Raw genomic sequence first — 26,216 nt, forward strand, 5'->3', positions numbered from 1 at the left:
ACGCGGCTTACCACATCAAATCGTCAGGCACTTTAAAGTCGGCGTACGGATCGTCTTCATCCTGCTCTTCCTGACTCAGCGCGCTGTGCAACACAATGCTGCCCGCATCGCGCTGCGCGATTTTATCGGCGACGCTCGCGGGGATAATCGCGTATTCACACTCTTCCCGGTTCTCGACCACCAAGCGGGCAATGGCGAGGCGGCCATTGATCAGTTGGGTCTGCGTCGCCTTATCCACCAGGATTTTTTTGATCAGGTTGCCGTCGGTGAAGTTAAAACCGATATCGCCTTTCGCCAGCACGATGCGATTCATCTCGATCAGTTGCTTCACCTGCGCCTTGTATTCTTTGGACAGCGCGGCTTGCTTTTGCTGCTCGTTCAGCTGCTTATCGCGCTCAAGCTGCGCCTTTTTATTCTCTTCCACCGCCTCTCTGGCCTCGCGGGCCTGAACGCGTGATTTTTTAGCCGTTCTTTGGACTTTGGCCATTTTCTTGCTGGTTACCAAGCCCGCTTTGAGCATCTGCTCTTGTAAGGTGAGTTTTGTCATGTTCGTGTCTGAAGCCGTGGGATCATGGAGGGATTATACCCGTAATTTTTCAGGCTGCACCAGGTTGCCGGCCCAACCCACCGGCGGTTTGCGCCGCAGAGCAACGGCGGTAAAACGGCCCGAACGCCCGATCATGAATACCGCTCATGTGGTAATGAAATTAAGTCTCTTTCACTCCCCCAGGGACTCTGGCAAAAATAGACCTCATTAACGACAGACAATATGAAATCGGCTGAATAAAAAAATAGAAAAACAAGCCATTGAAAGAAATGGATAAATCCAGCCTTCATATCATATAACAGGATGCTATAAGACGATGAATACAGACTTTACCTTTACGATTAAGAGCAGTTCTTTCGACGAAGATTATAACCCTTCTGAAAATACGCGTATCACCACCAACTTTGCCAATTTGGCCAGAGGGAAAAACCGCCGGGAGAACCTACGCAACACGTTGGTGATGATCGACAATCGCTTTAATGCATTAGCCTATTGGGATAACCCCAAGGCCGATCGCTACTCCGTCGAGCTGGAAATCATCTCGGTTGAGATGCGCATCGAAGATCAGGGCGCCAGCTTTCCGGTTATCGAAATCCTGAAAACCAACATCATCGATAAAAAAACGCAAAAGCGTATCGAGGGCATCGTCGGGAACAATTTCTCGTCTTACGTGCGCGATTACGACTTTAGCGTCTTGCTGCCGGCGCACAATAAAAACACGGCGGAATTTACCATTCCGGATGATTTCGGCGATTTGCACGGCAATATCTTTAAGCACTTCGTCAATTCAAACGAATACCATGAAAATTTCAGCAAACCGCCGGTGATCTGCCTCAGCGTGTCCAGCAAAGACACCTACCATCGGACGGGCAATCAACACCCGGTCTTGGGCGACGAGTATCGGCAAGACGGCGCTTCATTGACCGACCGGTATTTTAAAAAAATGGGCCTGCAGGTGCGCTATTTCATGCCGAAAAATAGCGTTGCGCCCCTGGCCTTTTATTTCCCCGGGGATTTGCTGAGCGATTACACCGACCTGGAACTGATCGGCACCATCAGCACGATGGAGACTTTCCAGAAAATCTATCGGCCTGAAATTTACAATGCCAATTCGGCGGCGGGGCAATGCTATCAGCCAAGCCTGAATAACCAGGATCATTCATTAACCAAGATTGTTTACGATCGCGAAGAGCGTAGCCAGCTAGCGATTGAGCAGGGGAAATTTACGGAAGAGCAATTTATCAAACCCTACAAGCCTATTCTTGAGCAATGGTCTGCTCACTACGCGCTTTGATTCACTTAAATACAGGTCACCTATCATGAAAATATTGCTCCCCACATCGACCGCCGGCAGCTTGCCCAAACCGGTCTGGCTGGCCCAACCGGAAACCCTGTGGTCGCCCTGGAAATTGCAGAATGAAGAACTCATCGAAGGGAAACAGGACGCCCTGCGTTTGTCACTGGCAGAGCAACAACAGGCCGGCATCGATATCGTCAGCGATGGCGAACAAACCCGTCAGCACTTCGTCACGACGTTTATCGAGCATCTCAGCGGCGTCGATTTCGAAAAACGCGAAGTGGTTAAAATCCGCAATCGCTATGAGGCGAGCGTGCCGACGGTCGTGGGGGCGGTCTCGCGTCAAAAACCCGTTTTCGTTGAAGACGCCAAATTTTTACGCCAGCTGACCACACAGCCGATTAAATGGGCCCTGCCGGGGCCGATGACCATGATCGACACGCTCTATGACAACCACTATAAAAGCCGCGAGAAATTGGCTTGGGAGTTCGCGAAGATCCTCAATCAGGAAGCCAAAGAGCTCGAGGCCGCAGGCGTCGACATTATTCAGTTTGATGAGCCCGCATTTAATGTGTTCTTTGACGAGGTGAATGACTGGGGCATCGCCGCCCTGGAAAGAGCCATTGAAGGGCTTAAGTGTGAAATCGCCGTACATATCTGCTATGGATATGGGATTAAAGCCAATACCGACTGGAAAAAGACGCTGGGCTCGGAATGGCGACAATATGAAGAGGCGTTTCCGAAACTGCAAACGTCCAACATCGATATCATCTCGCTGGAGTGCCATAACTCGCACGTGCCCATGGATCTGCTTGAACTGATCCGCGGCAAAAAGGTGATGGTCGGCGCCATCGACGTAGCGAATCATGCCGTTGAGACGCCGGAGGAAGTGGCCGACACGCTGCGCAAAGCGCTGCAGTTTGTTGATGCCGACAAACTCTATCCGTCGACCAACTGCGGCATGGCCCCCCTGCCCCGTCAGGTCGCCCGCGGCAAGCTGAATGCGTTAAGCGCAGGCGCCGAGATCGTGCGCCGAGAGCTGTTAGCCAAATAACCTTGCCAGCGCCCGCCACAGACACCTCCTGCGGCGGGCGATTATCATCAATTTCCCCTCCCCGCAACGCCCCCGCTCTGGTGTATACTCGGATTTCTACGCAATGCCAGCCACAGCGGTTTTGGTTCAGGCCTGGCCTGAACAGCCCTCAGCCAGCCCACACAAGCCGAATAACAGTGGAATAACCATGAGCCCAAATACCGCTCGCATCAGCGAAATCATCGATCGCGCCAGGATCTCCCCCTACCAAATCCTGATCCTGACCCTGTGTTTCCTCATTGCCCTTCTGGACGGTTTCGATACCGCCATCATCGGCTATATCGCGCCGGCGCTGCGCGAAGAGTGGGATCTGCTGCCCGCTCAGCTCTCCCCCGCCTTCGGCGCGGGGCTGTTCGGCCTGCTGATCGGCAGCCTGCTGTTCGGGCCGATCGCCGACGCCATTGGCCGCAAACGCGTGCTGCTCGTCGCGGTGCTGGTGTTTGGCGGCTGTACTCTGGCTTCGGCCTATACGCATTCGATCGAATCCCTGACCCTGCTGCGCTTCATCACCGGCATTGGCCTCGGAGGCGCGATACCGACCTGCATCACCCTCAGCTCGGAGTACTCGCCGGCGCGCCGCCGCATGCTGATGGTCACCTTGAGCTGGAGCGGCTTTACCGCCGGGTTGGCCCTGGGCGGCCTGCTGGCCGGGCAGATCATCCCGGCGTTCGGCTGGCGCGGCCTGCTGCTGGTCGGTGGCATCGCGCCGTTGGCGCTGCTGCCGTTGTTGGCCTGGCAGATGCCCGAATCAGTACGCTTTATGGCCGCCAGCGCCAAACATGCCGATCGGCTGCGCCGGGTGGTCGAACGCATCACCGGCCAGCGTTGGACGGGGATAACCATCGTCGATGACGAGCGCCCGGCGCAGGCCAGGTCGCCGATATCACACCTGTTTATCGAAGGCCGCGCCGTACGCACCCTGCTGCTGTGGGTGGCGTTCTTCTGTTCGCTGTTCGTGTTCTACCTGCTCACCAGCTGGCTGCCGACCCTGCTCAAAGACGCCGGTTACGATATCGCCCACGCCTCGCGCATCGGCGCGATGGTGCCGCTCGGCGGCACCCTGGGCGCCATCCTGATGGCGCTGCTGATGGATCGGATCGGGCCATACCGCGTACTGGCCGTCTCCTACCTGGGCGCCGCACTGGTAATTGGCGCGACCGGGTATCTGATGGGCGACGTCTACACGCTGGCCGCCGTCGTGTTCCTTATCGGCTTCGGCGTGGCCGGCGCGCAAAACGGCCTGAACCTGGTCTCCGCCACCCTTTATCCGACCGCAGCCCGCGTCACCGGCGTCAGCTGGGCCATGGCCAATGGCCGCTTCGGCTCAATTGTCGGCTCGATGCTCGGCGCCTGGATGATGGCCGCCGCCGGCTCGACGGAAGTGTTCTTCCTCTGGCTGGCGCTGCCGGCGCTGCTGGGCGCCGCCGCCATCTTCCTGCTCTATCGCCTCAGCCTGCGCCGCCGCACGCCGCTCACGGAACCGGCTGCGGGCATCTGACCTCGCGGAAAATAAAAGGCCGAGACGCCATCGGTAGCATCTCGGCCTCTCATGAGAAACCCTTAACCTATCGGTTATTTTTCAAAAGCGCTTGCCGCTATAGTGCACTGTTTTCCTTGTCATTGGCTTCCTTTATGCACTCATCGACATTTTTAAAATCATATTGCAGATAAACGCTCCCAACCCCACTATTGACGGCGGTCGCTTCAAGCATAATCCCCTGCAAATCGTTCTTGAACGGTTTATCTTTTTTCTCTTCCCAGTCAATACCGAAATAGCGTTCTTTTTTAAGCAGCCCCATCATCCAATCACCAGGTTCTTTCCATAACGACCCCGGCAACAGCAAATCAGTAGCATTTCCTTTGCCATAATTAGCGGTCAATGATTTAGCAATGTCCTTCACCCTGGACTTTAACTCCACCCCATAACTGTCTGTATTGATATCACCGCTAAGCGCGCGAATTCGGCATAAACCAACCTTGGGAGAGATGAGCAAAATGTAGGTTTCAAAGGCGTAATACGTTTTGGGGACGACCTCCGTAGTATAAATATTAAGACGATTCGGTATTGCCGTTAAGGTAACGCCTGTCATGTCCTCGACGTTCTTTTTCGTCAACCCCATTTGCAGTCCAAACGGCCCAATGCCGGGCGGAAGCAACGCGTCTTTCGCCACCGGTTCTTCCCGCTGATTGGATTTTGAAGCGGTTGATGTTGCATGATGGGCTATCGTCGGAACGGCCAGGCCATATTTCGCCGACAGCAATTTTTGCTGCAACATCGCCAGACTTTGCTCTTGAGTGGCTATCGTTGCCTTTTTTATCGACCCCACCAGACCACCATCGTATTGTGCAGCCTCTTGTTTAGCGGTCGATATTTCCCGAGTCAGCATTGCCAATTCGGCGGTGAGCTTTTCCGCCAGCTTCAGATCCGGCGCGGTCTGGTTCGTGACAATCTCAACCTTTGATCCAGACTCGATCGCATTGATTCGTTGCTGAATAAGCGCCTTGTTCGTTTTCAGAATTTCCAGTCGCGCCATCACCAGAGATTTAATCAAGCCGCCGTTTAACGTGTCCTGCTGTTTAGCTGCGTTTTCAATCTCGGCATCCGTACTCACCAGCTCTGACTTTAAATCGTCTACTTGCTGTATTTGTTCAGGCGACAATGCTTTTGGCCCACATCCAGAGATCAAGACGCTCAATAATGCGGCAATAACAGCCCTTTTCATTTCATCCCTTTCCTATCGACAATCCACAAGAAAGCTATGGTATCAGAGAAGGAAACAGTAACAACGAAAAGTCGTTTTTACCGCGACTTATTGAGCTTCTCGTTATTACGCCCGCATCTACTTGTCATAGGCCGCAATTTCCGAAGGCGCATATCGGCTTGGCGCCAATATCGATACAGCGGAGACAGATTGAATGGCTGCCTGGCTAATACGGGGAAAATGGCAAAAAAAAGGGGGCAAGGCCCCCTTCTCTGTTATTCCGCCTTGGCGGAAGCGTCTTCGGTGCGATACAGGTGCACATCCATCTGCGGGAACGGAATGCCGATGTTGTGGGCATCCAGCGCGCGCTTGAAGTTTTCCATCAGATCGAAGTACACGTTCCAGTATTCCGCATTGGTGGTCCAGGAACGGGTCACGAAGTTCAGCGAGGACGGCGCCATCTCGTTCAGACGCACGGTCACGCCTTTGGCGTGCATGATGCGTTTGTCGGCGGCGATCACGTCGCCCAGCACCTTCTTCACCACGTCGATATCGGCGTTGTAGGCCACGCCCACCACGATATCCACGCGGCGGTTCGGTTCGCGGGAGTAGTTGATGATGTTGCCGGCGATGATTTTACCGTTCGGCACCACGATGGTTTTGTTGTCGGCGGTGCGCAGGGTGGTGGAGAAAATCTGCACCTGATCGACGGTACCGGCCACGCCGCCCAGATCGACATATTCACCCACGCGCAGCGGACGGAAGATCACCAGCAGCACGCCGGCGGCGAAGTTGGACAGCGAGCCTTGCAGCGCCAGGCCGACGGCCAAACCGGCGGCACCCAGCACCGCGATCACCGAGGTTGTCTGCACGCCGACGCGCCCCAGCACGGCGATGAAGGTGAACGCCAGCACGCCGTAACGCACGATCGCCGACAGGAAGTCGGCCACCGTGGCGTCGATGCCGCGCAGCTTCATCACGCGGTTCAGCGCATTGCCGACCACGCGGGCCACAATCGAACCGATGATCAGGATAACGATGGCGGCGACGATATTCACCGCGTACTGGATCAACAGATCCTGATTCTTCACCAACCAGTCGCCGGCACCGTTGATGCCGTCTACTACATTCAAATCTTTCATTCGTGTCGTCCTAACTCAGTCCCTAACGGGAGAAACTCGCAAAAATACACTGGCCTCGGCGGCCAGTAGGAAACCACGCCTAAGGGTAACCAACATTAAAGGCTCATGCCAACCATCAGCATTAAAAATAGCCGAAACCGCCCGCCGCTTCTTCTATGCTGAGAACAGCGCGTTGGCCATTTCACGACAAGGGATCCGTTCTTCATGCACATTCGCTCTTCGCTCAAACACTATTGGCAAGTGCGGCCCAGGCTGCTGTTTTCCGTCGGCGCCGGGCTGCTGTGCTTTCTGCTGCTGCCCGCCCAGCTCTCGCTGCTGCAACGCTTGATGATCGGCTGGAATACGCTGGCCTGGCTCTACCTGCTGTTTCTCTGGCGGCTGATGCTGGTCAGCACGCCGCAGCACATTCGCCAAATCGCCCGGCGGCAGGACGAAAGCGCCAGCATGGTGCTGGCGTTAGTCAGCCTCGGCTGCCTGGTCAGCTTACTGGCGATCCTGTTTGAATTGAGCAGCGCCAAACAGGTGGCCGGCTCTCTGAAAACGCTGCATTTGCTCCTGACCGGCGCCACGCTGGCGGTCTCCTGGCTGCTTCTGCCGACCGCCTTCACCATGCACTATGCTCATCAGTTTTATCGCCAGGGCGCACAGCAGGATCCTTTGCCGCTGCTGTTCCCCGGCAATCTCGCCGATCCCACCTATCTGGATTTCGCCTACTTCTCCTTCACCATCGCGGTCGCGTCGCAAACCGCCGATGTGGCGGTCGGCGCCGCGGAGGTACGCAAAATCGCGCTCGTGCAGTCGGTTATTTCGTTCGTGTTCAACATGCTGATCCTGGGCCTGTCGATCAACGTCGGTGCCGGCCTGCTGGGCTGAAAACGAAAAAGGCTCCCCGCAGGGAGCCTTTAAATTGCAAACAAAGGAGGAAAAAACGTGGTTTTTCCTCCTTTGTGATCATCAGTCGAAAATCAATAAATTGATTTTCCTTATTTTTTATATATTGCCAACGGCAAGCCAAGCCACGCATCAGGCTTGCCATAAACAAAAAGGCTCCCCGCAGGGAGCCTTGTACATCATGCAACAGGTGCCGAAGATTACAGAACGTCTACCGCGTTCAGATCTTTGAAGGCCTGCTCCAGACGCGTCACCATGCTGGTCTGCGCTGCGCGCAGCCATACGCGTGGATCGTAGTATTTCTTGTTAGGCTGATCGGCGCCTTTCGGGTTGCCCAGCTGGCCCTGCAGGTAAGCTTCGTTCGCTTTGTAGTACTGCAGGATGCCGTCCCAGGTCGCCCATTGGGTGTCGGTGTCGATGTTCATCTTGATCACACCGTAACCCACAGACTCTTTGATCTCTGCGTCGGTAGAACCGGAACCGCCGTGGAACACGAAGTTCAGGCTGTTGTGCGGCAGGTTGAATTTCTTGGACACGTAATCCTGAGAATCGCGCAGGATGGTTGGAGTCAGCTTAACGTTACCCGGCTTGTACACGCCGTGCACGTTACCGAACGATGCAGCGATGGTGAAGCGCGGGCTGATGGCGTTCAGTTTTTCGTACGCGTAAGCCACGTCTTCCGGCTGGGTGTACAGAGCGGAAGCGTCCATATGGCTGTTGTCCACGCCATCTTCTTCACCGCCGGTGCAGCCCAGTTCGATTTCCAGCGTCATGCCGATTTTGGCCATGCGCTTCAGGTAGGCGCTGCAGATCTCGATGTTTTCTTCCAGAGACTCTTCAGACAGATCGATCATGTGGGAAGAGAACAGCGGTTTGCCGGTAGCGGCGAAGTGTTTCTCGCCGGCGTCCAGCAGGCCGTCCAGCCATGGCAGCAGTTTCTTCGCGCAGTGGTCGGTGTGCAGGATCACCGGCACGCCGTAGTGTTCAGCCATCTGGTGAACGTGGTGTGCGCCGGAGATAGCGCCCAGAATCGCTGCGCCCTGAGGCACATCGGTCTTCACGCCTTTGCCGGCGATGAATGCGGCGCCGCCGTTGGAGAACTGAACGATGACCGGCGCGCGCACTTTAGCCGCGGCTTCCAGCACTGCGTTGATGGAGTCGGTACCCACGCAGTTTACCGCTGGCAGCGCAAAGTTGTTCTCTTTAGCAACTGCGAAGACTTTCTGAACGTCATCACCCGTGATGACACCCGGTTTTACGAAATCAAAAATTTTAGACATGTTACTTTGTCCTGTTTCGTCGGCCGTAGATGGATGTAAATCGATGTTTTCACGCCGCGCAGCATTTGCCGCGCGGTATAAAACAAACGGGCGGCTTTCGCCTCCCGTTGTCTGAATTACTGCTTAGCGCGCTCTTCCAGCATCACGACTGCAGGCAGCGGTTTCCCTTCAACGAATTCCAGGAATGCGCCACCGCCGGTGGAGATGTAGGAGATTTTGTCAGCGATACCGAACAGATCGATGGCTGCCAGAGTGTCGCCGCCGCCAGCGATAGAGAAAGCGTCGCTATCGGCGATCGCGCGGGCGACAATTTCGGTGCCCTTACGGAAGTTAGGGAACTCGAATACGCCAACCGGGCCATTCCACAGAATGGTTTTGGCGTTCTTCAGGATAACGGCCAGACGCTCGGCAGAGACGTCGCCCATATCCAGAATTTGCTCGTTGTCCTGGATCTCGTTGGCCTGCTTCACGGTCGCGGTCGCGGTCTCAGAGAACTCGGTCGCCACGCGCACGTCGGTCGGCACCGGAATGTCGCAGGTTTCCAGCAGTTTCTGCGCGTTCGGGATCAGATCCGGTTCGTACAGGGACTGGCCCACGTTGTTGCCCTGCGCCGCCACGAAGGTGTTGGCAATGCCGCCGCCGACGATCAGCTGATCGGCGATTTTGGACAGGGAATCCAGCACGGTCAGTTTGGTGGAGACTTTAGAACCGCCCACGATGGCGACCATCGGACGGGCCGGGTTACCCAGGGCTTTGCCCAGCGCTTCCAGCTCGGCGGACAGCAGCGGGCCGGCACAGGCGACAGGCGCGAACTTGCCCACGCCGTGGGTGGAAGCCTGCGCGCGGTGCGCGGTGCCGAACGCGTCCATCACGTACACGTCGCACAGCGCCGCGTATTTCTTGGACAGGGTTTCGTCGTCTTTCTTCTCGCCCTTGTTGAAACGGACGTTTTCCAGCACCACCAGTTCACCTTCGGCGACGTCGACGCCATCCAGATAATCCTTCGCCAGACGCACTGGGGATTTCAGGTGATCTTTCAGGTAGTTGACCACAGGCAGCAGGGAGAATTCTTCGTTGTACTCGCCTTCGGTAGGACGACCCAGGTGGGAGGTTACCATCACGCGGGCGCCTTGCTTCAGCGCAGCTTCGATAGTCGGCAGGGAAGCGCGGATACGCGCGTCGGAAGTCACTTTACCGTCTTTTACCGGCACGTTCAGATCGGAGCGGATCAGTACGCGTTTACCCGCCAGATCCAGATCGGTCATCTTAATTACAGACATGGTGAACCCTCTTTATTGAATCTCTATAAAATTGCCTGAGCAGCGCGCCAATCACGCCGGCGCCGCCGTACTAGAAACCGCTGGCGGCCATTGCCCGTGTTGTATCCAACATCCGATTGGCAAAGCCCCATTCATTGTCGCACCAGACCAAGGTCTTTATCAGGTGCTGCCCGCTGACCCGGGTCTGCGTACCGTCGACGATAGCGCTGTGCGGGTCATGGTTAAAATCGATCGAGACCAATGGTAATTCCGTGTAGTCAACTATACCACGAAATGATTCCCGTGCGGCCTTTTGCAACAGCTGGTTGACCTCCGCCACCTTCACTGCGGCGCTCACGCTGACGCTAAGATCGATAGCCGTCACGTTGATGGTCGGCACGCGCACCGAGATAGCCTCGAAGCGATCGCAAAACTGCGGGAAGATGCGGGTGATGCCCGCGGCCAGCTTGGTATCGACTGGAATGATCGACTGGCTCGCCGCGCGGGTGCGCCGCAAATCCGCGTGATACGCGTCGATCACCGGCTGATCGTTCATCGCCGAGTGAATGGTGGTCACGGTGCCGGACTCGATGCTGTAGGCGTCGTCCAGCAGCTTGATCACCGGAATAATGCAGTTGGTGGTGCACGAGGCGTTGGACACGATGCGATGTTCCGCCAGCAGCGTCTGATGGTTGACGCCGAACACGATGGTGGCGTCCAGATCGTTGCCGCCCGGATGGGCGAACAGCACTTTCTTCGCCCCCGCCGCCAGATGGGCCTCGCCATCCGCCCGGCTGCCGTACACGCCGCTGCAGTCCAGCACCACGTCGACGCCCAGTTCGCCCCAGGGCAACTGCTCCACCGCCGGTTGGTGCAACAGGCGAATCGCGTCGTCTCCGACGCTCAGCGTGTCGCACTCTTGCCGCACATCCCAGGCGAAGCGGCCATGGCTGGAGTCGTACTTCAGCAGATGGGCCATGCCTTCGGCGTTCGCCAGCTCATTGATCGCCACCACGGAGATTTCCGCCCGTCGGCCCGATTCGTACAGTGCGCGCAATACGCTGCGGCCGATGCGGCCAAAGCCGTTTATCGCTATGCGGATGGTCATGCTGCTCCTGAAAAAGGGCCGTCCACGCCGGGTTGACTCACCGGCGCCGCCCGGCGCTGACTGGTTGTCTCACTAACCCGCATAGAGTAGTGGATCGTACCGCCCGCTGTGAATCGCCGAGTTTGCATTATTCCCGCGCTTCAGCGGTTTTTCACCGCCGTCACATCGGCATTTCTGTCGAAGAGTGCTTCAACTGAAACGCTTCAGCTGAGCATAAACCAAAGTTTTGGCAAAAGGAACACGTGCGACAGTTCCTCAGGTAACGGACGGGAATTTTACGAGCATAAGATGATCTGGCGCACATTTTTGGCCTTAAGACCGCGACGGATTTTCACTCGCCGGCACCGTTTCGCCGTAGTGCTCACGAAAATAGTCGCGCAGAAATTCGACGGTCACCCGCACTTTCGCCGACGTTGCCAGCCGGGAAACGTACACCGCCCAGATATTGGCCGGCTGATAATACTCCGGCAGGATGTGCACCAGTCGGCCGCTGTCGATGTTCTCTTTCACGTCCCAGGCGGAACGCAGCGCGACGCCCTGCCCGTCCAGGCACCACTGATGCACGATTTCGCCGTGGTTCGACGCCAGCGCGCCCGTCACCTTTACCGTTTCTTCACCGCTCGGCCCCTGCAGCCGCCACAGCCCGAACGGATGATCGCGTTCTTTGATCACCAGACAGGAACGGCCCGCCAGCTCCGCCGGGTTTTTCGGCGCCCCGTGGCGCTGCAGGTACGCCGGCGAAGCGCACAGTATGCGCTGGTTGTCCGCCAGCTTGCGCGCAATAAGATTGGGGGCGATATCGTCGCCGATGCGGATATCCAGATCGAAACCTTCGCTGACCAGATCCACCAGCCGATCGGAAACGTCGAGCCGCAGTTCCAGCTGCGGATACTGCCGCGCCAGCGCCGACAGCGCCGGCGCGACGAAACGCCGGCCAAAGCCGAAGCTGCTGACCACTCGCAGCATGCCCTGCGGCGCCTGGCGCACTTCGGACAGCTCGTCCATCATCTGATCGACATCGTTGAGAATGCGCTGCGCCCATTCGTAGATGCGCTCGCCGTCTTCGGTGATCGCCACCCGCCGCGTGGTGCGGTGCAGCAACGACACGTCCAGCGTCTTCTCCAACAGCGCGATGCGCTTGCTGATAAAGGCCGGCGAAACGCCCAACTCTTCGGCGGCGGCGGCAAACCCGGCGCGGCGCGCCACCAGCACGAACACCCGCAGGTCACTCAGGATCGGCATATTGTTCATGATTCGTGTTTTATGTTTCACCGTTTTCAGGATTGATTAACAGTTAGTCAATTATAGGATAACAGTGTTGTCAATCTCCCCTACCTACAAATGAGACCTCTGTATGAGCAAAACTTACAAGATTGCCGCCATCCCCGGGGACGGGATCGGGCGGGAAGTGTTGCCGGAAGGCATACGAGTATTGCAGGCGGCGGCGGCGCGCTGGGATCTGTCGCTGGAATTCGCCACCTTCGAGTGGGCCAGCTGCGACTACTACCAGCACCACGGCCAGATGATGCCGGACGACTGGTTCGAGCAACTGAAAGGCTTCGACGCCATCTATTTCGGCGCCGTCGGTTGGCCGGACACGGTGCCCGATCATATCTCGCTGTGGGGTTCTCTGCTGAAATTCCGGCGCGACTTCGAACAGTACGTCAACCTGCGTCCGGTGCGGCTGTTTCCCGGTGTGCCCTGCCCGCTGGCGAACAAGCAGCCGGGCGATATCGATTTCTACGTGGTGCGCGAAAATACCGAAGGGGAATACTCCTCGCTCGGCGGACGGATGTTCGAAGGCACCGAACGCGAGATGGTGATCCAGGAATCGGTCTTCACCCGTCAGGGCGTGGACCGCATCCTGAAGTACGCCTTTGAGCTGGCGCAACAGCGCCCGCGCAAACGCCTGACCGCCGCCACCAAGTCCAACGGCATGGCCATCAGCATGCCGTACTGGGATGAGCGCGTGGCGGAGATGGCGCGCCAATACCCTGATATCGCCTGGGACAAACAGCACATCGATATTCTGTGCGCGCGTTTCGTGCTGAACCCCGAACGCTTCGACGTGGTGGTCGCCTCCAACCTGTTCGGCGATATTTTGTCGGATCTCGGCCCGGCCTGCACCGGCACCATCGGCATCGCCCCCTCGGCCAACCTGAACCCGGAGCGCAACTTCCCGTCGCTGTTCGAGCCGGTGCACGGCTCGGCGCCGGACATTTTCGGCAAAAACATCGCCAACCCGATCGCCATGATCTGGAGCGGCGCGATGATGCTGGACTTCCTCGGCGACGGCGATGCCCGCTACCGCCAGGCGCACGACGGCATCCTGCAGGCGATTGAGCGCATTATCGCCGACGGGCCGCGCACGCCGGACATGCGCGGCGACGCCTCCACCCAGCAAGTCGGCCAGGCGATCGCCGCCCTGCTGCAACGCTGAACGCCGCAGATTTTCCCGCGCAGGGCGCCCTTCCGCGCCCTGCTTTGCCACGTCCGTTTTTCCGCTTCGATCGCTGCCGCAAATCCGTTGAAAACCACCGCAGAAGGCACGCCAATACCCCGGTCAAGATCACAACAAATTGTTTACATACTGTGTTTTATCCTTTTACAGATGCCCCAATTGTGGCCCTCCTGTAATTTGTGCACACTCGAAAATGTTAATGAAGAGTGAATATTCCCGGTAGCGACCCACCGGGCGGTTTGCTCCTCGCGGTGTAACAAAACAAATGGTTCAAGCCAATAAGGCCCGGGCGCACCCTACGCTTTGCGCACCGGCCCACCACCGATAACAGGAGTTCACTCCCATGCAGAGCAATCCCAAAAAGGATGTCACGCTCATCGCCATCAGCCTGTGCAGCATTGCGCTGATCGCCCTTTGCCTGATGCTCTTTCCGGCTCAATCCGCGCTTATCGCCAACACCATTTTCAACGGCGTCACCCGGCTGTTCGGTTCAACCATTCAAATCCTGGTGCTGATCGCCCTGCTGGTGGTGCTGTATCTGGCGTTGAGCAAATACGGCAATATCCGCCTCGGCGAAGGCAAACCGCAATACTCCACGCTGGCCTGGCTGTTCATGTTCATCTGCGCCGGCCTGGGCTCGTCTACCCTGTACTGGGGGGTGATGGAATGGGCGTATTACTACCAGACGCCGGGGCTGAACATCGCGCCGCGCACCCCGAAGGCGCTGGAATACAGCATCAGCTACTCCTTCTTCCACTGGGGCCTGAGCGCCTGGGCGACCTACGCCCTCGCCTCGCTGATCATGGCCTATCACTTCCACGTGCGTAAGAACAAAGGGCTCAGCCTGTCGGGGATCATTTCCGCCATCACCGGCGTGCGCGCCAACGGCCCGATCGGGCGGATGGTGGACCTGATTTTCCTGGTCGCCACCGTCGGCGCCCTCACCATTTCGCTGGTGCTGACCGCCTCCACCTTTACCCGCGGGCTGACGGCGCTGACCGGCATCCCCGACAATTTCGTGGTGCAGGCGACGGTGATCCTGCTGGCGGCGGTGATTTTCTGCCTCAGCTCCTACATCGGCATCGACGGTGGCATGCAGCGCCTGAGCAAAATGGTCGGCTGGGGCGCTTTCGTCTTCGCCGGGTTGGTGCTGCTGGTCGGCCCCACCGAGTTCACCATCAACAACACCATCAACGCCATCGGCCTGACGGCGCAAAATTTCCTGCAGATGAGTCTGTTCACCGATCCGATGGGCGACGGCAGCTTCAGCCGCAGCTGGACGGTGTTCTACTGGCTCTGGTGGATCTCTTACACCCCGGGCGTAGCGATGTTCGTCACCCGCGTCTCGCGCGGCCGCAAGATTAAAGAGGTGATCTGGGCGCTGTTGCTCGGCAGCACCCTCGGCTGCTGGTTCTTCTTCGGCTCGCTGGAAAGCTACGCCATGCACCAGTTCATCAGCGGGCAGCTCAACGTGCCGGAGATCCTCAGCACCCAGGGCGGCGAAACCGCCGTGCAGATGCTGCTGACGGCGCTGCCGCTCGGCAAGCTGTTCCTGGCCGCCTATCTGTTCATCATGATCATTTTCCTGGCCTCGCACATGGACGCGGTGGCCTACACCATGGCCGCCACCAGCACCCGCAACCTGCAGGAGGGGCAAGATCCCAGCCCGATGCTGCGCCTGTTCTGGTGCGTGGTGATCACCCTGATCCCGCTGTCGATCCTGTTTACCGGCGCCTCGCTGGACACCATGAAAACCACGGTGATCCTGACCGCACTGCCGTTCCTACTGGTGCTGCTGGTGAAAACCTACGGTTTCGCCCGCTGGCTGAAGCAGGACTACGCGGCCATCCCGGCGCACCTGATCGAAAGCAGCCCGCCAACGCTGCCCGAAGCGCCGCCGGCCGGCGAACTCTCCGCTCCATCGTCGTATCAACCGCGCCCTATGGCGAAATGACAATAAGAAAAGAGGAAGGTTAACTTATGAGCACTCTGATCCCTGAATTTACCTTACCGAAAGATTTCTGCGCCGACGCACGCGAGGCCTACACCATACCGGCCCGGTTCTACACCCACCAGGCGGCGTTCGAGCACGAAAAAGAGCAGGTGTTCGCCACCAGTTGGATCTGCGTGGCGCACCGCAGCGAGCTTGCCCAACCGAACGACTACATCACCCGCGAGATCATCGGTGAAAACATTCTGGTGGTGCGCGGCCGCGATAACGTGCTGCGCGCCTTTTACAACGTCTGCCCGCACCGCGGCCACCAACTGCTGGCGGGCGACGGCCGGGCGAAAAACGTCATCACCTGCCCTTATCACGCCTGGGCATTCAAGCTGGACGGCGAGCTGGCGCACGCGCGCAACTGTGAAAACGTGCAGAACTTCGATAAAGAAAACTCGCACCTGGTGCCGGTGCGGGTCGAAGAGTACGCCGGGTTTATTTACGTCAATCTGGACTCGCAGGCCGGCACGGTGGAAGACCAACTGCCGGGCCTCGGCGCCAAAGTGCGCGAAGCCTGCCCGCAGGTCGACGATCTCAAGCTGGCGGCGCGTTTCGTCACCCGCACCCCGGCCAACTGGAAGAACATCGTCGACAACTACCTCGAGTGCTACCACTGCGGCCCGGCGCATCCCGGTTTCGCCGACTCGGTGCAGGTCGATCGCTACTGGCACACCCTGCACGGCAACTGGACGCTGCAGTTCGGCTACGCCCGCCCTTCCGAGCAGTCGTTCAAGTTTGAAGAGGGCAAAGAATCCAGCTTCCACGGCATCTGGCTGTGGCCGTGCACCATGTTCAACATGCCGCCGCTGGAAGGCATGATGACGGTGATCTATGAGTTCCCGGTCGATGCGGAAACCACCCTGCAGCACTACGACATCTACTTCACCAACACCGATTTGAGCGACGAACAGCTCAAACTGATCGACTGGTACCGCGACGTGTTCCGCCCGGAAGATTTGCGGCTGGTGGAAAGCGTGCAAAAAGGCCTGAAGTCGCGCGGCTATCGCGGCCAGGGGCGCATCATGGCCGACGGCGCCGGCAGCGGCGTCAGCGAACACGGCATCGCCCACTTCCACAACCTGCTGGCGCAGGTTTATCAACCTTGATGCGACGGGGCCCGCGGGCCCCTTTCCCCTGACTTGTGAGGTTCTTGTGAAAATTTCCGATCGGGCGCTATTCCGCCAACAGGCATATATCAACGGCCAATGGCGCGACGCCGACAACCAGGAAACCCTGCCGGTGAGCGATCCCGCCACCGGCCAACTCATCGGCAGCGTGCCCAACATGGCGACGGCCGAAACCCAACGGGCGATCGACGCCGCCCAGCAGGCGCTGGAAGGCTGGCGCGCGCTGCCGGCGCAACAGCGCGCGCAGCTGCTGCGGCGCTGGTTTGAACTGATGCTGGAACACCAGCAGGATCTGGCCAACCTGATGACGCTGGAGCAAGGCAAACCGCTGGCGGAATCGCTGGGTGAGATCCGCTACGCCGCCTCCTTTATCGAATGGTTCGCCGAACAGGCCAAGCGCGCCAACGGCGACATCATTCCTTCGCCGAGCAGCGATAAACGCCTGATGGTGCTGAAACAGGGCATCGGCGTGTGCGCGGCGATCACGCCCTGGAACTTCCCGGCGGCGATGATCACCCGCAAGGCTGCGCCGGCGCTGGCGGCCGGCTGTACGCTGGTGGTCAAACCCGCCAACGAAACCCCTTATTCGGCGCTGGCGATGGCCGAGCTGGCAGAACGCGCCGGCATTCCCGCCGGGGTGTTCAACGTGGTGACCGGCAATTCGCAGGCGATCGGCGCCGAGCTGACTCGCCACCCGCAGGTGCGCAAACTCAGCTTTACCGGCTCCACACCGGTGGGCAGGCTGCTGATGCGCCAGAGCGCGGACACCATCAAGAAAGTGTCGCTGGAGCTGGGCGGCAACGCGCCGTTCATCGTATTTGACGATGCGGACATCGATGCCGCGGTGGAAGGCGCGCTGATCGCCAAGTATCGCAACGCCGGGCAGACCTGCGTCTGCGTCAACCGGTTCTACGTTCAGCGCGGCGTTTACCCGCAGTTCGCCGAGAAGTTTGTCGCCCGCGTGGCGGCACTGCAGGTCGGCAACGGCTTCGAAGCCGGCGTACAGATTGGCCCTCTGATCAATCGCAAGGCGCGCGATAAGGTGTTGGAGCTGCTCGATGACGCACTGAGCAAAGGCGCTCAGGTGCTGACCGGCGCCACGCCGCACGCGCTGGGCGGCAATTTCTTCACCCCGACGGTGCTGGGCGACGTGCAGCCCGGCTCGCTGCTGCTGGAAGAAGAGATCTTCGGCCCGGTCGCGCCGCTGGTGATATTCGATGACGAAGCCGAGGCGATCCGCCAGGCCAACGACACCATTTACGGCTTGGCCGCTTACTTCTACACCCGTGATGCGGCGCGCATCTGGCGCGTTTCGGAACGGCTGGAGTACGGCATGGTCGGCATCAATACCGGGCTTATCTCCAACGAGGTGGCGCCGTTCGGCGGGGTGAAACAGTCGGGGCTGGGGCGTGAAGGCTCCGAATACGGCATCGAAGACTATCTGGAGCTCAAATACCTGTGCCAGGCGGTATAACTTTTTCATGCGCGGGGACGCCCGCGCTTTGGAGCCAATGAATGACCAGCTATCAGATGCTTGATGTCCGCGTCGTCGACATCGAAACCGTCACCGCACGGGTCAAGCGCTTTACCCTGGCGGATCCGCAAGGCCGGCCGCTGCCCGCCTTCAGCGGCGGCAGCCACATCATCGTGCAAATGCAGGACGGCGAGCAGCGCTACAGCAACGCCTATTCGCTGCTCAGCTCACCGTTCGAACTCGAGCATTACCAGATCGCCGTTCGGCGCGAGTCTCCTTCCAAAGGCGGTTCCGACTTCATGCATGACCGGTTGGCGGTCGGCGATACGCTGACCATCAGCACCCCGAATAACCTGTTCGCGCTGGCGCCGGAAGCGCAACATCACGTGCTGATCGCCGGCGGCATAGGCATCACGCCGTTTATGGCCCATCTGCATGAGCTGCAACGCAGCGGCCAACGCTACCATCTGCACTACTGCTTCCACAGTGAAGAGCACAACGCCTTCCAGCAGCAGCTGATGCAAGCGCCGTTCGCAGACAACGTCAGTTGCCATGTCTCCAGCCTTGGCGGCCGGTTGGATCTGGCGCGCACGCTGGCCGATGTGGAACCCGGTGCCCATATCTACGTCTGCGGCCCGGCGGCGCTGAACGAAGCGGTTTACCGGATCGCCGCCGAACTGGGCATCGCCCCCGGTCGCTTGCACAGCGAAGCCTTCGCCGCCGAAGACACGGCGGGCGGTGCCTTTACGCTGGTGCTGGCCCGCTCAGGTATTGAGCTTGAAGTGGCGGAAGACATGACCATCCTGCAGGCGCTGGAAAACAGCAAGGCGGCCAAGGTCGAGTGCCTGTGCCGCGAAGGCATTTGCGGCACCTGCGAAACCCGCATCGTCGAAGGGGAAGCCGATCACCGCGATCAGTATCTCAGCGAGGAAGAACGCGCGGCGCAGCAGACCCTGTTGATCTGCTGCTCGCGCGCCAAAGGCAGCCGGCTGGTGCTGGATTTGTAAAAGGAGCGCCCGCAACGGCGGGCGTCCTGGTTAAGCTTTCGGGAATATCCACAGATGCTCGGCCGGCAGGGAGAGCCGGCACAGCGCCCGATCGCGCGCCTCGTGGCCATAGGCGCGTACCACGAAATCTTCGGCCACGGTGCGGAACAGGTATTCCCAGCGATCGCCGAGATACATGCTGGTCAGCAACGGCAGCTCAAGCTGATTACCCTGTGGATCTTCACCCAACCGCACGCGCTCCACGCGGATCACCGCCGTGCCCTCCTGCCCGACCTGCACGCCTTCGCCCGCTTTGCCCCACAGCGCCCAATCCTTACCTTCGATGCGCGCCCGGCCATCTTCCAGCGCCACGATCTTGCCAGGCAACCGGTTGTTGCTGCCCATGAATTCGGCGGTGAACAGCGTGGCGGGCGAACCGTACATCTCCTGCGGCGTGCCCTGCTGTTCGATTTTGCCGTTATTGAGCAGCAGGATGCGATCGGAAATGGCCATCGCCTCGTTCTGATCGTGGGTCACCATCAGCGCCGACAGACCGAGCTTGATGATCAGCTCGCGCAGAAATACCCGCGCTTCTTCGCGCAGCTTGGCGTCGAGGTTGGACAGCGGCTCATCCAGCAGGATCACCGGCGGGTTGTAGACCAGCGCACGGCCGATCGCTACCCGCTGTTGCTGGCCGCCGGAGAGCTGGTGCGGATGGCGCTTGGCCAAATGCCCCAGCCCGAGCTGATCCAGCACCGCCTGTACCCGTTGGGCGATTTCCGCCGAGGCGGTCTTACGCAGCTTCAGCGGATAAGCGACGTTCTCAAACACCGTTTTATGCGGCCACAGGGCGTAGGACTGAAACACCAGCCCCAGGTTGCGCTCTTCGGCGGGAATTTCGCTGCGCGCGCTACCGTTGTAAACCGCGCTGTCGCCGATGACGATCCGCCCCTGGCTCGGCTTCTCCAGCCCGGCCACCGCCCGCAGCAACGTGGTTTTGCCGCTGCCCGACGGGCCCAGCAGCGAGACCACTTCGCCCCGTTTCAGATCCATCGACACCCCTTTCAGCACCGGGTTGTCGCCATAGGTCAAATGCAGGTTCTCTACCGAAAGTTCAATCATGTAATTTCACTCCAAAGCGCAAGGCGATCCCCAGCCCCAGCACCACCAGCAGGATATTGATGAACGACAGCGCGGCGACGATATCGATGGCGCCCGCGGCCCACAGGGAAACCAGCATCGAGCCGATGGTTTCCGTGCCCGGAGACAGCAGATACACCCCGGTGGAATATTCGCGTTCAAAGATCAGGAACATCAGCAGCCAGGAGCCGATCAGGCCGTAGCGCGACAGCGGAATGGTAACGTGTCGGGTGATCTGGCCGCGGCTGGCGCCGGCGCTGCGCGCGGCTTCCTCCAGTTCCGGCCCTACCTGCAGCAGCGTGGAAGAGATCAGCCGCAGGCCATAGGCCATCCACACCACGGTGTAGGCCAGCCAGACGCTGAAGATGGTGCTGCGCAGCGAACGCAGCCAGACGATCACGTTCTCGCGCAGCCATTCGGCCATCGGCAGCACGGACAGCCAGCCTTCCTTGAGCGATTTATCCAGCCACATCGGCAGGAACAGGAACACCCACAGGAACGCCAAACCGGCCAGCAGCCCCGGCACCGCGCGCGGCACCAGCACGCTGTAGTCGAGGAAGCGCGTGGCGCCGTCCGGCTTGCGGTGCATCGCGATGCCGATAAACAGATAGCACGCGACCGCCAGCGCCCCGCCGATCACCCCGATCGCCATCGAGTTGACGATGGCGCGCAGCAGGTTGGGCTGCGCCCAGATGGTGCGGAAGGTGTTGATCGACAGTTCGTCCCAGACAGACACGCCCACGCCCCAGTTGGAGATAAAGGCGCGCAGCACCACGCCGATCAGCGGCACGCCGATGGTCACGGTCAGCCAGAACATCACCACCGCGCCGGCCACCCAGCGCCATTTGCCCAGCGGCAACGCGCGCGCCTGCGAGGCTTTGCCCTTGACGGTGACGAAACGGTTGGCGGTACGCATCAGCCTGCGCTGCAGCATCACCAACGGAATGGTGATGCAGATCAGCACCACCGCTACCGCCGCCATCAGGTGGTAAGACGGCGTGCCCAGCTTGTTGGTCAACTGATACAGGTAGGTCGCCAGCACCAGGTTGCCTTCCGGATCGCCCAACACCAGCATCAGGCCGAACACCTCCAGCCCGAGGAAGAACAGCAGAACCCCGGCGTACAGGATAGACGGCCGCACCATCGGCAGGCTGACGGCGGTCATCACCTGCAGCGGCGTAGCGCCGGCGGTGCGCGCCGCTTCTTCAACGTCGGAGCCCACGCTGCGCAGCGCCGAGGAGATGTACAGGTAGGCGTGGGGCACGTGCGTCAACCCGGCGATAACCACGATGCTGGCCATCGAATAGATGTTCCACGGCACGAAGCCCAGCAGCGCCTCCGCCCACAGCGAGAAGAAGCCCACCGGCCCCGCCGCCACCACGTAACCGAAGCCCAGCACCATCGGCGACACGAAGATCGGCACCAAAATCAGCGGTTCGATGAGCCGCCGCCCCGGCAGATCGGTGCGCACCATCAGGAAGGCCAAAATGCCGCCGAGCGGGATAGCGATGATCACCAGGCCGAATGCCAGAATAAAGCCGCTTCTCAGCGCCTTGTAGAAATCCGGATCGGTAAAGATGAACTCGAAGGCCTCCAGGCTGAAGACCTTGGAGGGAGAGAAAAACGGAGCCGAGAGGAAGCTTTGAATGATGATAAATGACAGGGGGACATAGATAACCAGCGCGGTTATCAACACCACCAGGCCGCGCGGCAGGCTCTGCCACTTTCTGCGCCATGCTTGCATAAATGCTCCCTATGGTTGTAAACGACGACCAAAGGGCGCGCGCCTGTACGTCAGGCGCGCGTCCGAATGCAGTCCCTGTTATTTCGCCGCGGCGGCGCGCCATTGTTTGATGTAGTCGAGACGCTTGGCCGGCTGCAGATACTCCAGCAGGCTGTCGTCGACCGGGATCGGCTTGAGCGCGTTGCCCAGCAGCTTGGTCATGCCGTCGATGTCGTTCTTGCCTTCGACATCGTTGCGGATCGAAGGGATATCAGCCTGATTGGCGAGAATATTTTGCCCTTTCTCCGACAGCACGTAGTCGAACCACAGCTTGGCGGCGTTAGGGTGACCGGCTTCTTTGCTGATGAAGCTCACGCGCGACAGCACCAGGGTATAGTCTTTCGGATAGACGATGCCAAGCGACGGATCGCTCTTGGCGCGGGCCTCGGCGTACGAACCGAGGATGTTGAAGCCGATCAGGTTTTCACCGGAGGAAACGCGTTCCATCATGGTGCCGGTTGAGGATTGCACCGCCAGCCCGCCCTTGGCCACGTCGGCCAGCGTTTTGAAGTAGTTGGGATCGGCCTTGAAGTCCTGCACCGACAGCATGAAGCCGACGCCGGATTTTTCGATGTCGTAAGTGGTGACTTTCTTCTTGAATTTGTCCGTCTGGCTGGCGATCAGCTTGGCCAACGCCGTGTGCGAATCCGGCACATCGCCCTGCGGGATCAAGCGTTTGTTATAGATGAACACCACCGGCTCATAGGTGGTGCCATACACCTTATCTTGCCATACCGCCCATTTCGGCAGTTGAGCCTGCTCGGGAGAGGCGTATTCCTGCGCGTAATCGCCCGCCAGTTTCAAAATGGTGTCCATCGACGAACTCCACACCACGTCGCCGCTGGTGCCGCCGGCCGCCTGCTCGCTGATAAAGCGGTTATACAGTTCGGTGCTGTTCATGTCGTTGTATTCGACCTTGATGCCCGGATACAACGCCTCGAACCCCTGGATCAGCGGCGCCGCCGCCTTGGTGTCGGTGGTCGAGTAAATCACCACCTTGCCTTCTTTCTTCGCGCCGTCGACCAGTTTCTGGTAGTCGGCGGGGTAGCCCGCCGGGAAGGCCGCATAGGCGGAAACGGAGCCCAGCAAAGTGATTGTCGCTACGGTCGCGCTGATTTTTTTCATCATCATCATCCATCCCCTGATCACATTTAATAAACTAAAAATTAACATATAGTTAATAACTGTGACGAGGCAACGGCGTTGCTTTGTTATCTTTCGGTTTTGTGAGGTTGGACGTTTTTCAGCCAATAAAAAAGCCCGGCAGCGCGGGCTTTACGGCGCTTCCTGTCGCAAACTATTCGGCCAGGCGAGAACGCCGCAGCAGGCGAATTCGCTGTACGATGGCGACCCCCAGCAGGGTCAGGGCAAACCCCGCCAACTGCACCAGCGACAGCGCCTCGCCAAACAGCGCGTAAGCCTGCAGCGCCGCCGCCGGCGGCACCAGCAGCATCAGCGCGGTAATGCGAGTCAAATCGCCGTGGCGCACCATCCAGATAAACAGCGCGGTGCCGCCCAGCGACAACACGCCGGCCGACCACAGCAGCGAGAACCACAGCGTCGGCGAATTGTCCCAGGCGCCGGAGCCCATCACGGCCGCCAACGCGCCGGTCACGACCGCGGCGCCGAGGTGCTGAATGGCGCCCGCCGCCCGCAGATCGGCCGCCGCCAGCGAAGACTTCTGCACCATGATGCCGATCGTCAGCGCGACGATGCTGCCAAACCCCATCAGGATCGGCAACAGCGCCATATTGCCGACGTCGATACCGGTCAGTCGAGGGGAGAGCACCAGCGCAACGCCGATAAAACCGACCGCCAGCCCGGCCCAGGAGCGTAACCCTATCGATTTGCGCAGCACCAACGCGAAAATCAGCGCGGTGAACAACGGCTGCAATCCGCCGATCAGCGACATCACCCCGGCCGCCAGGCCGTTCGCCACCGCCCACCAGCTTGCAGCGAGATAAACGCCATTCATCAACATGCCGGTCAGCAGGTGCATCACGAACTGCCGCCCCTTGGGCCAGGCGCAATGCAATGCCAGCAAAGCGAATACCGCGGCGGCGATCAAAAAGCGAAAGGTCAGGAAAAGGTTGGGATCGGCATGATCCGCCACCGCACGCGCGGCAATAAAACCCGTCGACCAAATTAATATCAGGAAAAACGGCGCGATAAATGCCTTTCGCCGATCGCGTTTTTCACGCGGGGTTATTTCCATATCACTACCTGAAAGAATGCGGTTGATGAATGAGGGCATACTAACCAATTTAACACGGGCTTAACAGTGCCGAGCGAACGCCCAAGTTCAGGTGGCACACATAATTACCGGTGAATAATGAAGTTTCAATTTCATATAATTCATCGAGCTTATAATTAATTGCGCTACGTTACGATAATGTAAATTAATTGCTACATCAGGTATAAATATTCCCCTATCGGCGACATTGTCGGGATAATTCCCCTTTGCTAGCCTTTCTGAAGCCATTTAATTAACGGGACTGACTCATGGCCGAAATCACTGATTTTATGAAACTGGATATGCGTATTGGCGAAATTATTTCCGTGGAATATAACGACAAGGCGTTAAAACCCGCCTATAAGCTGCGCATTGATTTCGGCGAGGAAATTGGCATTAAAAACAGTTCGGCGCAATTATGCGAAAACTATCAGGAAGATGATCTGCTTGGCAGAAAAGTCATCTCCGTCGTTAATTTCCCCGCCAGGCGGGTTGCCGGATTTAAATCCGAAGTGCTGGTTCTTGCCGCGGTCACCAGGGATCAAGGCACCGTCTTGCTGAAACCCGATTTCGACGTGGAGATCGGCAGCAAGATTTTATAACCGCCCCATCATTCGTGAGGCCTCCGAGAAATGCGACAGTTATCTCTGCTTGATGAAGTTAAGAAGGCATACCAGGAACACCGTTCAGCCTTTATCCCCGGCGCTACCATGCAGGCAATCCTGCTGGCGCTGGGCGCGCGGCCGGAAGATTTCGCCAGGCTGCAGCAGGTCAGCGCCAATCTGGCGGACGATCCCACGCTGCCTTTCCGCAAGTCCAGAAACGGCCGTTTCTGTTTCGACTTCGATCGCGCCCGGATTGAGCGGCTGGAGTTCCAGCCTTTCGTGCTCTCGGTCGAGGAAGACTTCATCCGCTACGATTCGGGAAAGGTGCGCCATTTCCGCGGCATCAACGACGATCTGCAGTTGAATACGGCATTTCAGGCGCTGATGAAATTCAAAGCCTACGTGATCGATGGCGTGAGCGTGACGCCGCGCCCCCGGCTTAATCAGGAGATCAACAAGTTCGTCTGCACGGTGTTCAACCTGCGCACCGTCACCACGCCGCAGATGCTGGGCGAACCGGCGCTGGAAGGCGTGCACAGCGACGGCGTCGACCACACCATGACGACCTTCCTCGGCTGCGACAACATGACCGACGACAGCGCCAAGACCTTTATTCACGATATGCGCGAAACCAGCGGGATCAAATTCGATCGGGCCCGGCCGGAATGGATTTTGGGCGCAATACAGCATCGGCATTTCCTCGATACCCTGCTGATTGTCGACCATGAACGCAAACACAGCCTCTCACCGGTGGAAGCGCAGGACAAACGTAAGAATTCAACCCGCGATATGCTGATCTTTTTCACCCGTAAACCGGTCGAAGACGGCCACGTCTCCTTCGCGTATGACTCTTTTAAACCGCATATCGAAATCCCGCTGTCGATAGACATGGTGGCGCGCGCGAGCTAACGCGCTGCCGGGCCGGCCGCCATGATCCCTCTGTGCAGCCGGTTCACGCCAGGATAAACAGCGCTGTATTAATCAGGTTTTTGTCGCCGAATTATTATATCCTGCCGGACGAAAATTTTTGCGGGCGTACGCAGCCCCACGCGCCTCCTTCTGCAGCGCTTCATTTCGCAGCCAGGCCGT

Annotated in this window: 22 protein-coding genes; 11 read left to right on the top strand and 11 right to left on the bottom strand. The window is 58.8% G+C overall.

Annotated elements, in window-relative coordinates; all coding sequences use genetic code 11:
- Window positions 1-7: 7 nt before the first annotated feature.
- Window positions 8-547 (bottom strand): DUF2058 domain-containing protein, encoded by a 540-nt coding sequence (locus ACP3TA_RS01465; RefSeq protein WP_047573752.1) that lies wholly within the window; start codon window positions 545-547, stop codon window positions 8-10.
- A gap of 316 nt (window positions 548-863) precedes the next feature.
- Here ACP3TA_RS01465 and ACP3TA_RS01470 point away from each other — a divergent pair, with 316 nt between their 5' ends.
- The 3 genes from ACP3TA_RS01470 (at window position 864) to ACP3TA_RS01480 (ending at window position 4,435) form a co-directional block, all read left to right on the top strand.
- Window positions 864-1,841 carry a DUF1852 domain-containing protein gene (locus ACP3TA_RS01470; protein ID WP_033644742.1) on the top strand — a complete coding sequence of 326 codons (978 nt, stop codon included), beginning with the start codon at window positions 864-866 and terminating at the stop codon, window positions 1,839-1,841.
- Between the two features lie 25 nt (window positions 1,842-1,866).
- Complete coding sequence (locus ACP3TA_RS01475) at window positions 1,867-2,898, top strand: methionine synthase (RefSeq protein WP_206196294.1); 1,032 nt, start codon at window positions 1,867-1,869, stop codon at window positions 2,896-2,898.
- A 187-nt stretch (window positions 2,899-3,085) separates the two neighbouring features.
- The gene (locus tag ACP3TA_RS01480) at window positions 3,086-4,435 is read left to right on the top strand and encodes an MFS transporter (protein ID WP_060660275.1); all 1,350 of its coding nucleotides are present in this window, start codon (window positions 3,086-3,088) and stop codon (window positions 4,433-4,435) included.
- A gap of 97 nt (window positions 4,436-4,532) precedes the next feature.
- On the opposite strand, the gene ACP3TA_RS01485 is transcribed toward ACP3TA_RS01480, so the two are convergent.
- Together ACP3TA_RS01485 and mscS are read right to left on the bottom strand one after the other, a co-directional pair.
- Window positions 4,533-5,660: a hypothetical protein gene (locus ACP3TA_RS01485; protein ID WP_033644738.1), complete on the bottom strand. Its 1,128-nt coding sequence runs from the start codon at window positions 5,658-5,660 to the stop codon at window positions 4,533-4,535.
- Between the two features lie 254 nt (window positions 5,661-5,914).
- A complete protein-coding gene (gene mscS / locus ACP3TA_RS01490; protein WP_015378992.1) occupies window positions 5,915-6,781 on the bottom strand; it encodes a small-conductance mechanosensitive channel MscS in 867 nt (288 codons plus the stop codon).
- 204 nt (window positions 6,782-6,985) lie between these two features.
- Here mscS and ACP3TA_RS01495 point away from each other — a divergent pair, with 204 nt between their 5' ends.
- Window positions 6,986-7,654, top strand: a complete 669-nt coding sequence (locus tag ACP3TA_RS01495; protein WP_096242579.1) for a DUF1345 domain-containing protein — start codon at window positions 6,986-6,988, stop codon at window positions 7,652-7,654.
- Between the two features lie 218 nt (window positions 7,655-7,872).
- Here ACP3TA_RS01495 and fbaA read toward each other — a convergent pair whose 3' ends face one another.
- The 4 genes from fbaA to ACP3TA_RS01515 all read right to left on the bottom strand — a co-directional run bounded on the left by fbaA (window position 7,873) and on the right by ACP3TA_RS01515 (window position 12,591).
- Window positions 7,873-8,952: a class II fructose-bisphosphate aldolase gene (gene fbaA / locus ACP3TA_RS01500; protein WP_025304179.1), complete on the bottom strand. Its 1,080-nt coding sequence runs from the start codon at window positions 8,950-8,952 to the stop codon at window positions 7,873-7,875.
- Between the two features lie 116 nt (window positions 8,953-9,068).
- Window positions 9,069-10,232 carry a phosphoglycerate kinase gene (pgk, locus tag ACP3TA_RS01505; RefSeq protein ID WP_025160206.1) on the bottom strand — a complete coding sequence of 388 codons (1,164 nt, stop codon included), beginning with the start codon at window positions 10,230-10,232 and terminating at the stop codon, window positions 9,069-9,071.
- 70 nt (window positions 10,233-10,302) lie between these two features.
- Complete coding sequence (gene epd, locus ACP3TA_RS01510; RefSeq protein WP_004931582.1) at window positions 10,303-11,319, bottom strand: erythrose-4-phosphate dehydrogenase; 1,017 nt, start codon at window positions 11,317-11,319, stop codon at window positions 10,303-10,305.
- Between the two features lie 312 nt (window positions 11,320-11,631).
- Window positions 11,632-12,591, bottom strand: coding sequence for a LysR substrate-binding domain-containing protein (locus ACP3TA_RS01515; RefSeq protein ID WP_273974485.1), 960 nt, complete (start codon window positions 12,589-12,591; stop codon window positions 11,632-11,634).
- An 82-nt stretch (window positions 12,592-12,673) separates the two neighbouring features.
- Here ACP3TA_RS01515 and ACP3TA_RS01520 point away from each other — a divergent pair, with 82 nt between their 5' ends.
- From ACP3TA_RS01520 to ACP3TA_RS01540, 5 genes are all read left to right on the top strand, one after another.
- On the top strand, window positions 12,674-13,759 hold the full coding sequence (locus tag ACP3TA_RS01520) for a tartrate dehydrogenase (RefSeq protein WP_033652189.1): 1,086 nt from the start codon (window positions 12,674-12,676) through the stop codon (window positions 13,757-13,759).
- 364 nt (window positions 13,760-14,123) lie between these two features.
- Window positions 14,124-15,734 carry a BCCT family transporter gene (locus tag ACP3TA_RS01525; RefSeq protein ID WP_101453750.1) on the top strand — a complete coding sequence of 537 codons (1,611 nt, stop codon included), beginning with the start codon at window positions 14,124-14,126 and terminating at the stop codon, window positions 15,732-15,734.
- Window positions 15,735-15,760: 26 nt separating this feature from the next.
- On the top strand, window positions 15,761-16,885 hold the full coding sequence (locus ACP3TA_RS01530) for an aromatic ring-hydroxylating oxygenase subunit alpha (RefSeq protein ID WP_033644732.1): 1,125 nt from the start codon (window positions 15,761-15,763) through the stop codon (window positions 16,883-16,885).
- 46 nt (window positions 16,886-16,931) lie between these two features.
- Window positions 16,932-18,380, top strand: a complete 1,449-nt coding sequence (locus tag ACP3TA_RS01535) for an NAD-dependent succinate-semialdehyde dehydrogenase (RefSeq protein WP_033644731.1) — start codon at window positions 16,932-16,934, stop codon at window positions 18,378-18,380.
- A 41-nt stretch (window positions 18,381-18,421) separates the two neighbouring features.
- A complete protein-coding gene (locus ACP3TA_RS01540) occupies window positions 18,422-19,387 on the top strand; it encodes a PDR/VanB family oxidoreductase (protein ID WP_096242582.1) in 966 nt (321 codons plus the stop codon).
- Between the two features lie 30 nt (window positions 19,388-19,417).
- Here the strand turns inward: ACP3TA_RS01540 and ACP3TA_RS01545 are convergent, their stop codons facing one another.
- From ACP3TA_RS01545 to ACP3TA_RS01560, 4 genes are all read right to left on the bottom strand, one after another.
- The gene (locus ACP3TA_RS01545; RefSeq protein WP_033652192.1) at window positions 19,418-20,488 is read right to left on the bottom strand and encodes an ABC transporter ATP-binding protein; all 1,071 of its coding nucleotides are present in this window, start codon (window positions 20,486-20,488) and stop codon (window positions 19,418-19,420) included.
- Window positions 20,481-22,250, bottom strand: a complete 1,770-nt coding sequence (locus ACP3TA_RS01550; protein ID WP_046687772.1) for an ABC transporter permease — start codon at window positions 22,248-22,250, stop codon at window positions 20,481-20,483. Before ACP3TA_RS01550 ends, ACP3TA_RS01545 begins: the two co-directional genes overlap by 8 nt.
- Before the next feature lie 78 nt (window positions 22,251-22,328).
- Entirely contained in the window at window positions 22,329-23,417 is a 1,089-nt protein-coding gene (locus ACP3TA_RS01555; RefSeq protein WP_046688539.1) for an ABC transporter substrate-binding protein, read from the bottom strand.
- Between the two features lie 169 nt (window positions 23,418-23,586).
- Window positions 23,587-24,504 (bottom strand): DMT family transporter, encoded by a 918-nt coding sequence (locus ACP3TA_RS01560; RefSeq protein WP_046687773.1) that lies wholly within the window; start codon window positions 24,502-24,504, stop codon window positions 23,587-23,589.
- Between the two features lie 287 nt (window positions 24,505-24,791).
- On the opposite strand from ACP3TA_RS01560, the gene ACP3TA_RS01565 reads away from it, so the two are divergent.
- Window positions 24,792-25,124, top strand: coding sequence for a tRNA-binding protein (locus ACP3TA_RS01565; RefSeq protein ID WP_004931561.1), 333 nt, complete (start codon window positions 24,792-24,794; stop codon window positions 25,122-25,124).
- Window positions 25,125-25,154: 30 nt separating this feature from the next.
- Window positions 25,155-26,036 (top strand): 2OG-Fe dioxygenase family protein, encoded by an 882-nt coding sequence (locus ACP3TA_RS01570; protein WP_028127702.1) that lies wholly within the window; start codon window positions 25,155-25,157, stop codon window positions 26,034-26,036.
- Window positions 26,037-26,216: the final 180 nt, after the last annotated feature.

This window comes from Serratia sp. 2C06, from assembly GCF_050037615.1.
GTDB lineage: Bacteria > Pseudomonadota > Gammaproteobacteria > Enterobacterales > Enterobacteriaceae > Serratia > Serratia ureilytica.

Coding starts and splice junctions, on each gene's coding strand:
- ACP3TA_RS01465 (WP_047573752.1), bottom strand. CDS start 547: ATGACAAAACTCACCTTACAAGAGCAGATGCTCAAAGCGGGCTTGGTA.
- ACP3TA_RS01470 (WP_033644742.1), top strand. CDS start 864: ATGAATACAGACTTTACCTTTACGATTAAGAGCAGTTCTTTCGACGAA.
- ACP3TA_RS01475 (WP_206196294.1), top strand. CDS start 1,867: ATGAAAATATTGCTCCCCACATCGACCGCCGGCAGCTTGCCCAAACCG.
- ACP3TA_RS01480 (WP_060660275.1), top strand. CDS start 3,086: ATGAGCCCAAATACCGCTCGCATCAGCGAAATCATCGATCGCGCCAGG.
- ACP3TA_RS01485 (WP_033644738.1), bottom strand. CDS start 5,660: ATGAAAAGGGCTGTTATTGCCGCATTATTGAGCGTCTTGATCTCTGGA.
- mscS (WP_015378992.1), bottom strand. CDS start 6,781: ATGAAAGATTTGAATGTAGTAGACGGCATCAACGGTGCCGGCGACTGG.
- ACP3TA_RS01495 (WP_096242579.1), top strand. CDS start 6,986: ATGCACATTCGCTCTTCGCTCAAACACTATTGGCAAGTGCGGCCCAGG.
- fbaA (WP_025304179.1), bottom strand. CDS start 8,952: ATGTCTAAAATTTTTGATTTCGTAAAACCGGGTGTCATCACGGGTGAT.
- pgk (WP_025160206.1), bottom strand. CDS start 10,232: ATGTCTGTAATTAAGATGACCGATCTGGATCTGGCGGGTAAACGCGTA.
- epd (WP_004931582.1), bottom strand. CDS start 11,319: ATGACCATCCGCATAGCGATAAACGGCTTTGGCCGCATCGGCCGCAGC.
- ACP3TA_RS01520 (WP_033652189.1), top strand. CDS start 12,674: ATGAGCAAAACTTACAAGATTGCCGCCATCCCCGGGGACGGGATCGGG.
- ACP3TA_RS01525 (WP_101453750.1), top strand. CDS start 14,124: ATGCAGAGCAATCCCAAAAAGGATGTCACGCTCATCGCCATCAGCCTG.
- ACP3TA_RS01530 (WP_033644732.1), top strand. CDS start 15,761: ATGAGCACTCTGATCCCTGAATTTACCTTACCGAAAGATTTCTGCGCC.
- ACP3TA_RS01540 (WP_096242582.1), top strand. CDS start 18,422: ATGACCAGCTATCAGATGCTTGATGTCCGCGTCGTCGACATCGAAACC.
- ACP3TA_RS01545 (WP_033652192.1), bottom strand. CDS start 20,488: ATGATTGAACTTTCGGTAGAGAACCTGCATTTGACCTATGGCGACAAC.
- ACP3TA_RS01550 (WP_046687772.1), bottom strand. CDS start 22,250: ATGCAAGCATGGCGCAGAAAGTGGCAGAGCCTGCCGCGCGGCCTGGTG.
- ACP3TA_RS01555 (WP_046688539.1), bottom strand. CDS start 23,417: ATGATGAAAAAAATCAGCGCGACCGTAGCGACAATCACTTTGCTGGGC.
- ACP3TA_RS01560 (WP_046687773.1), bottom strand. CDS start 24,504: ATGGAAATAACCCCGCGTGAAAAACGCGATCGGCGAAAGGCATTTATC.
- ACP3TA_RS01565 (WP_004931561.1), top strand. CDS start 24,792: ATGGCCGAAATCACTGATTTTATGAAACTGGATATGCGTATTGGCGAA.
- ACP3TA_RS01570 (WP_028127702.1), top strand. CDS start 25,155: ATGCGACAGTTATCTCTGCTTGATGAAGTTAAGAAGGCATACCAGGAA.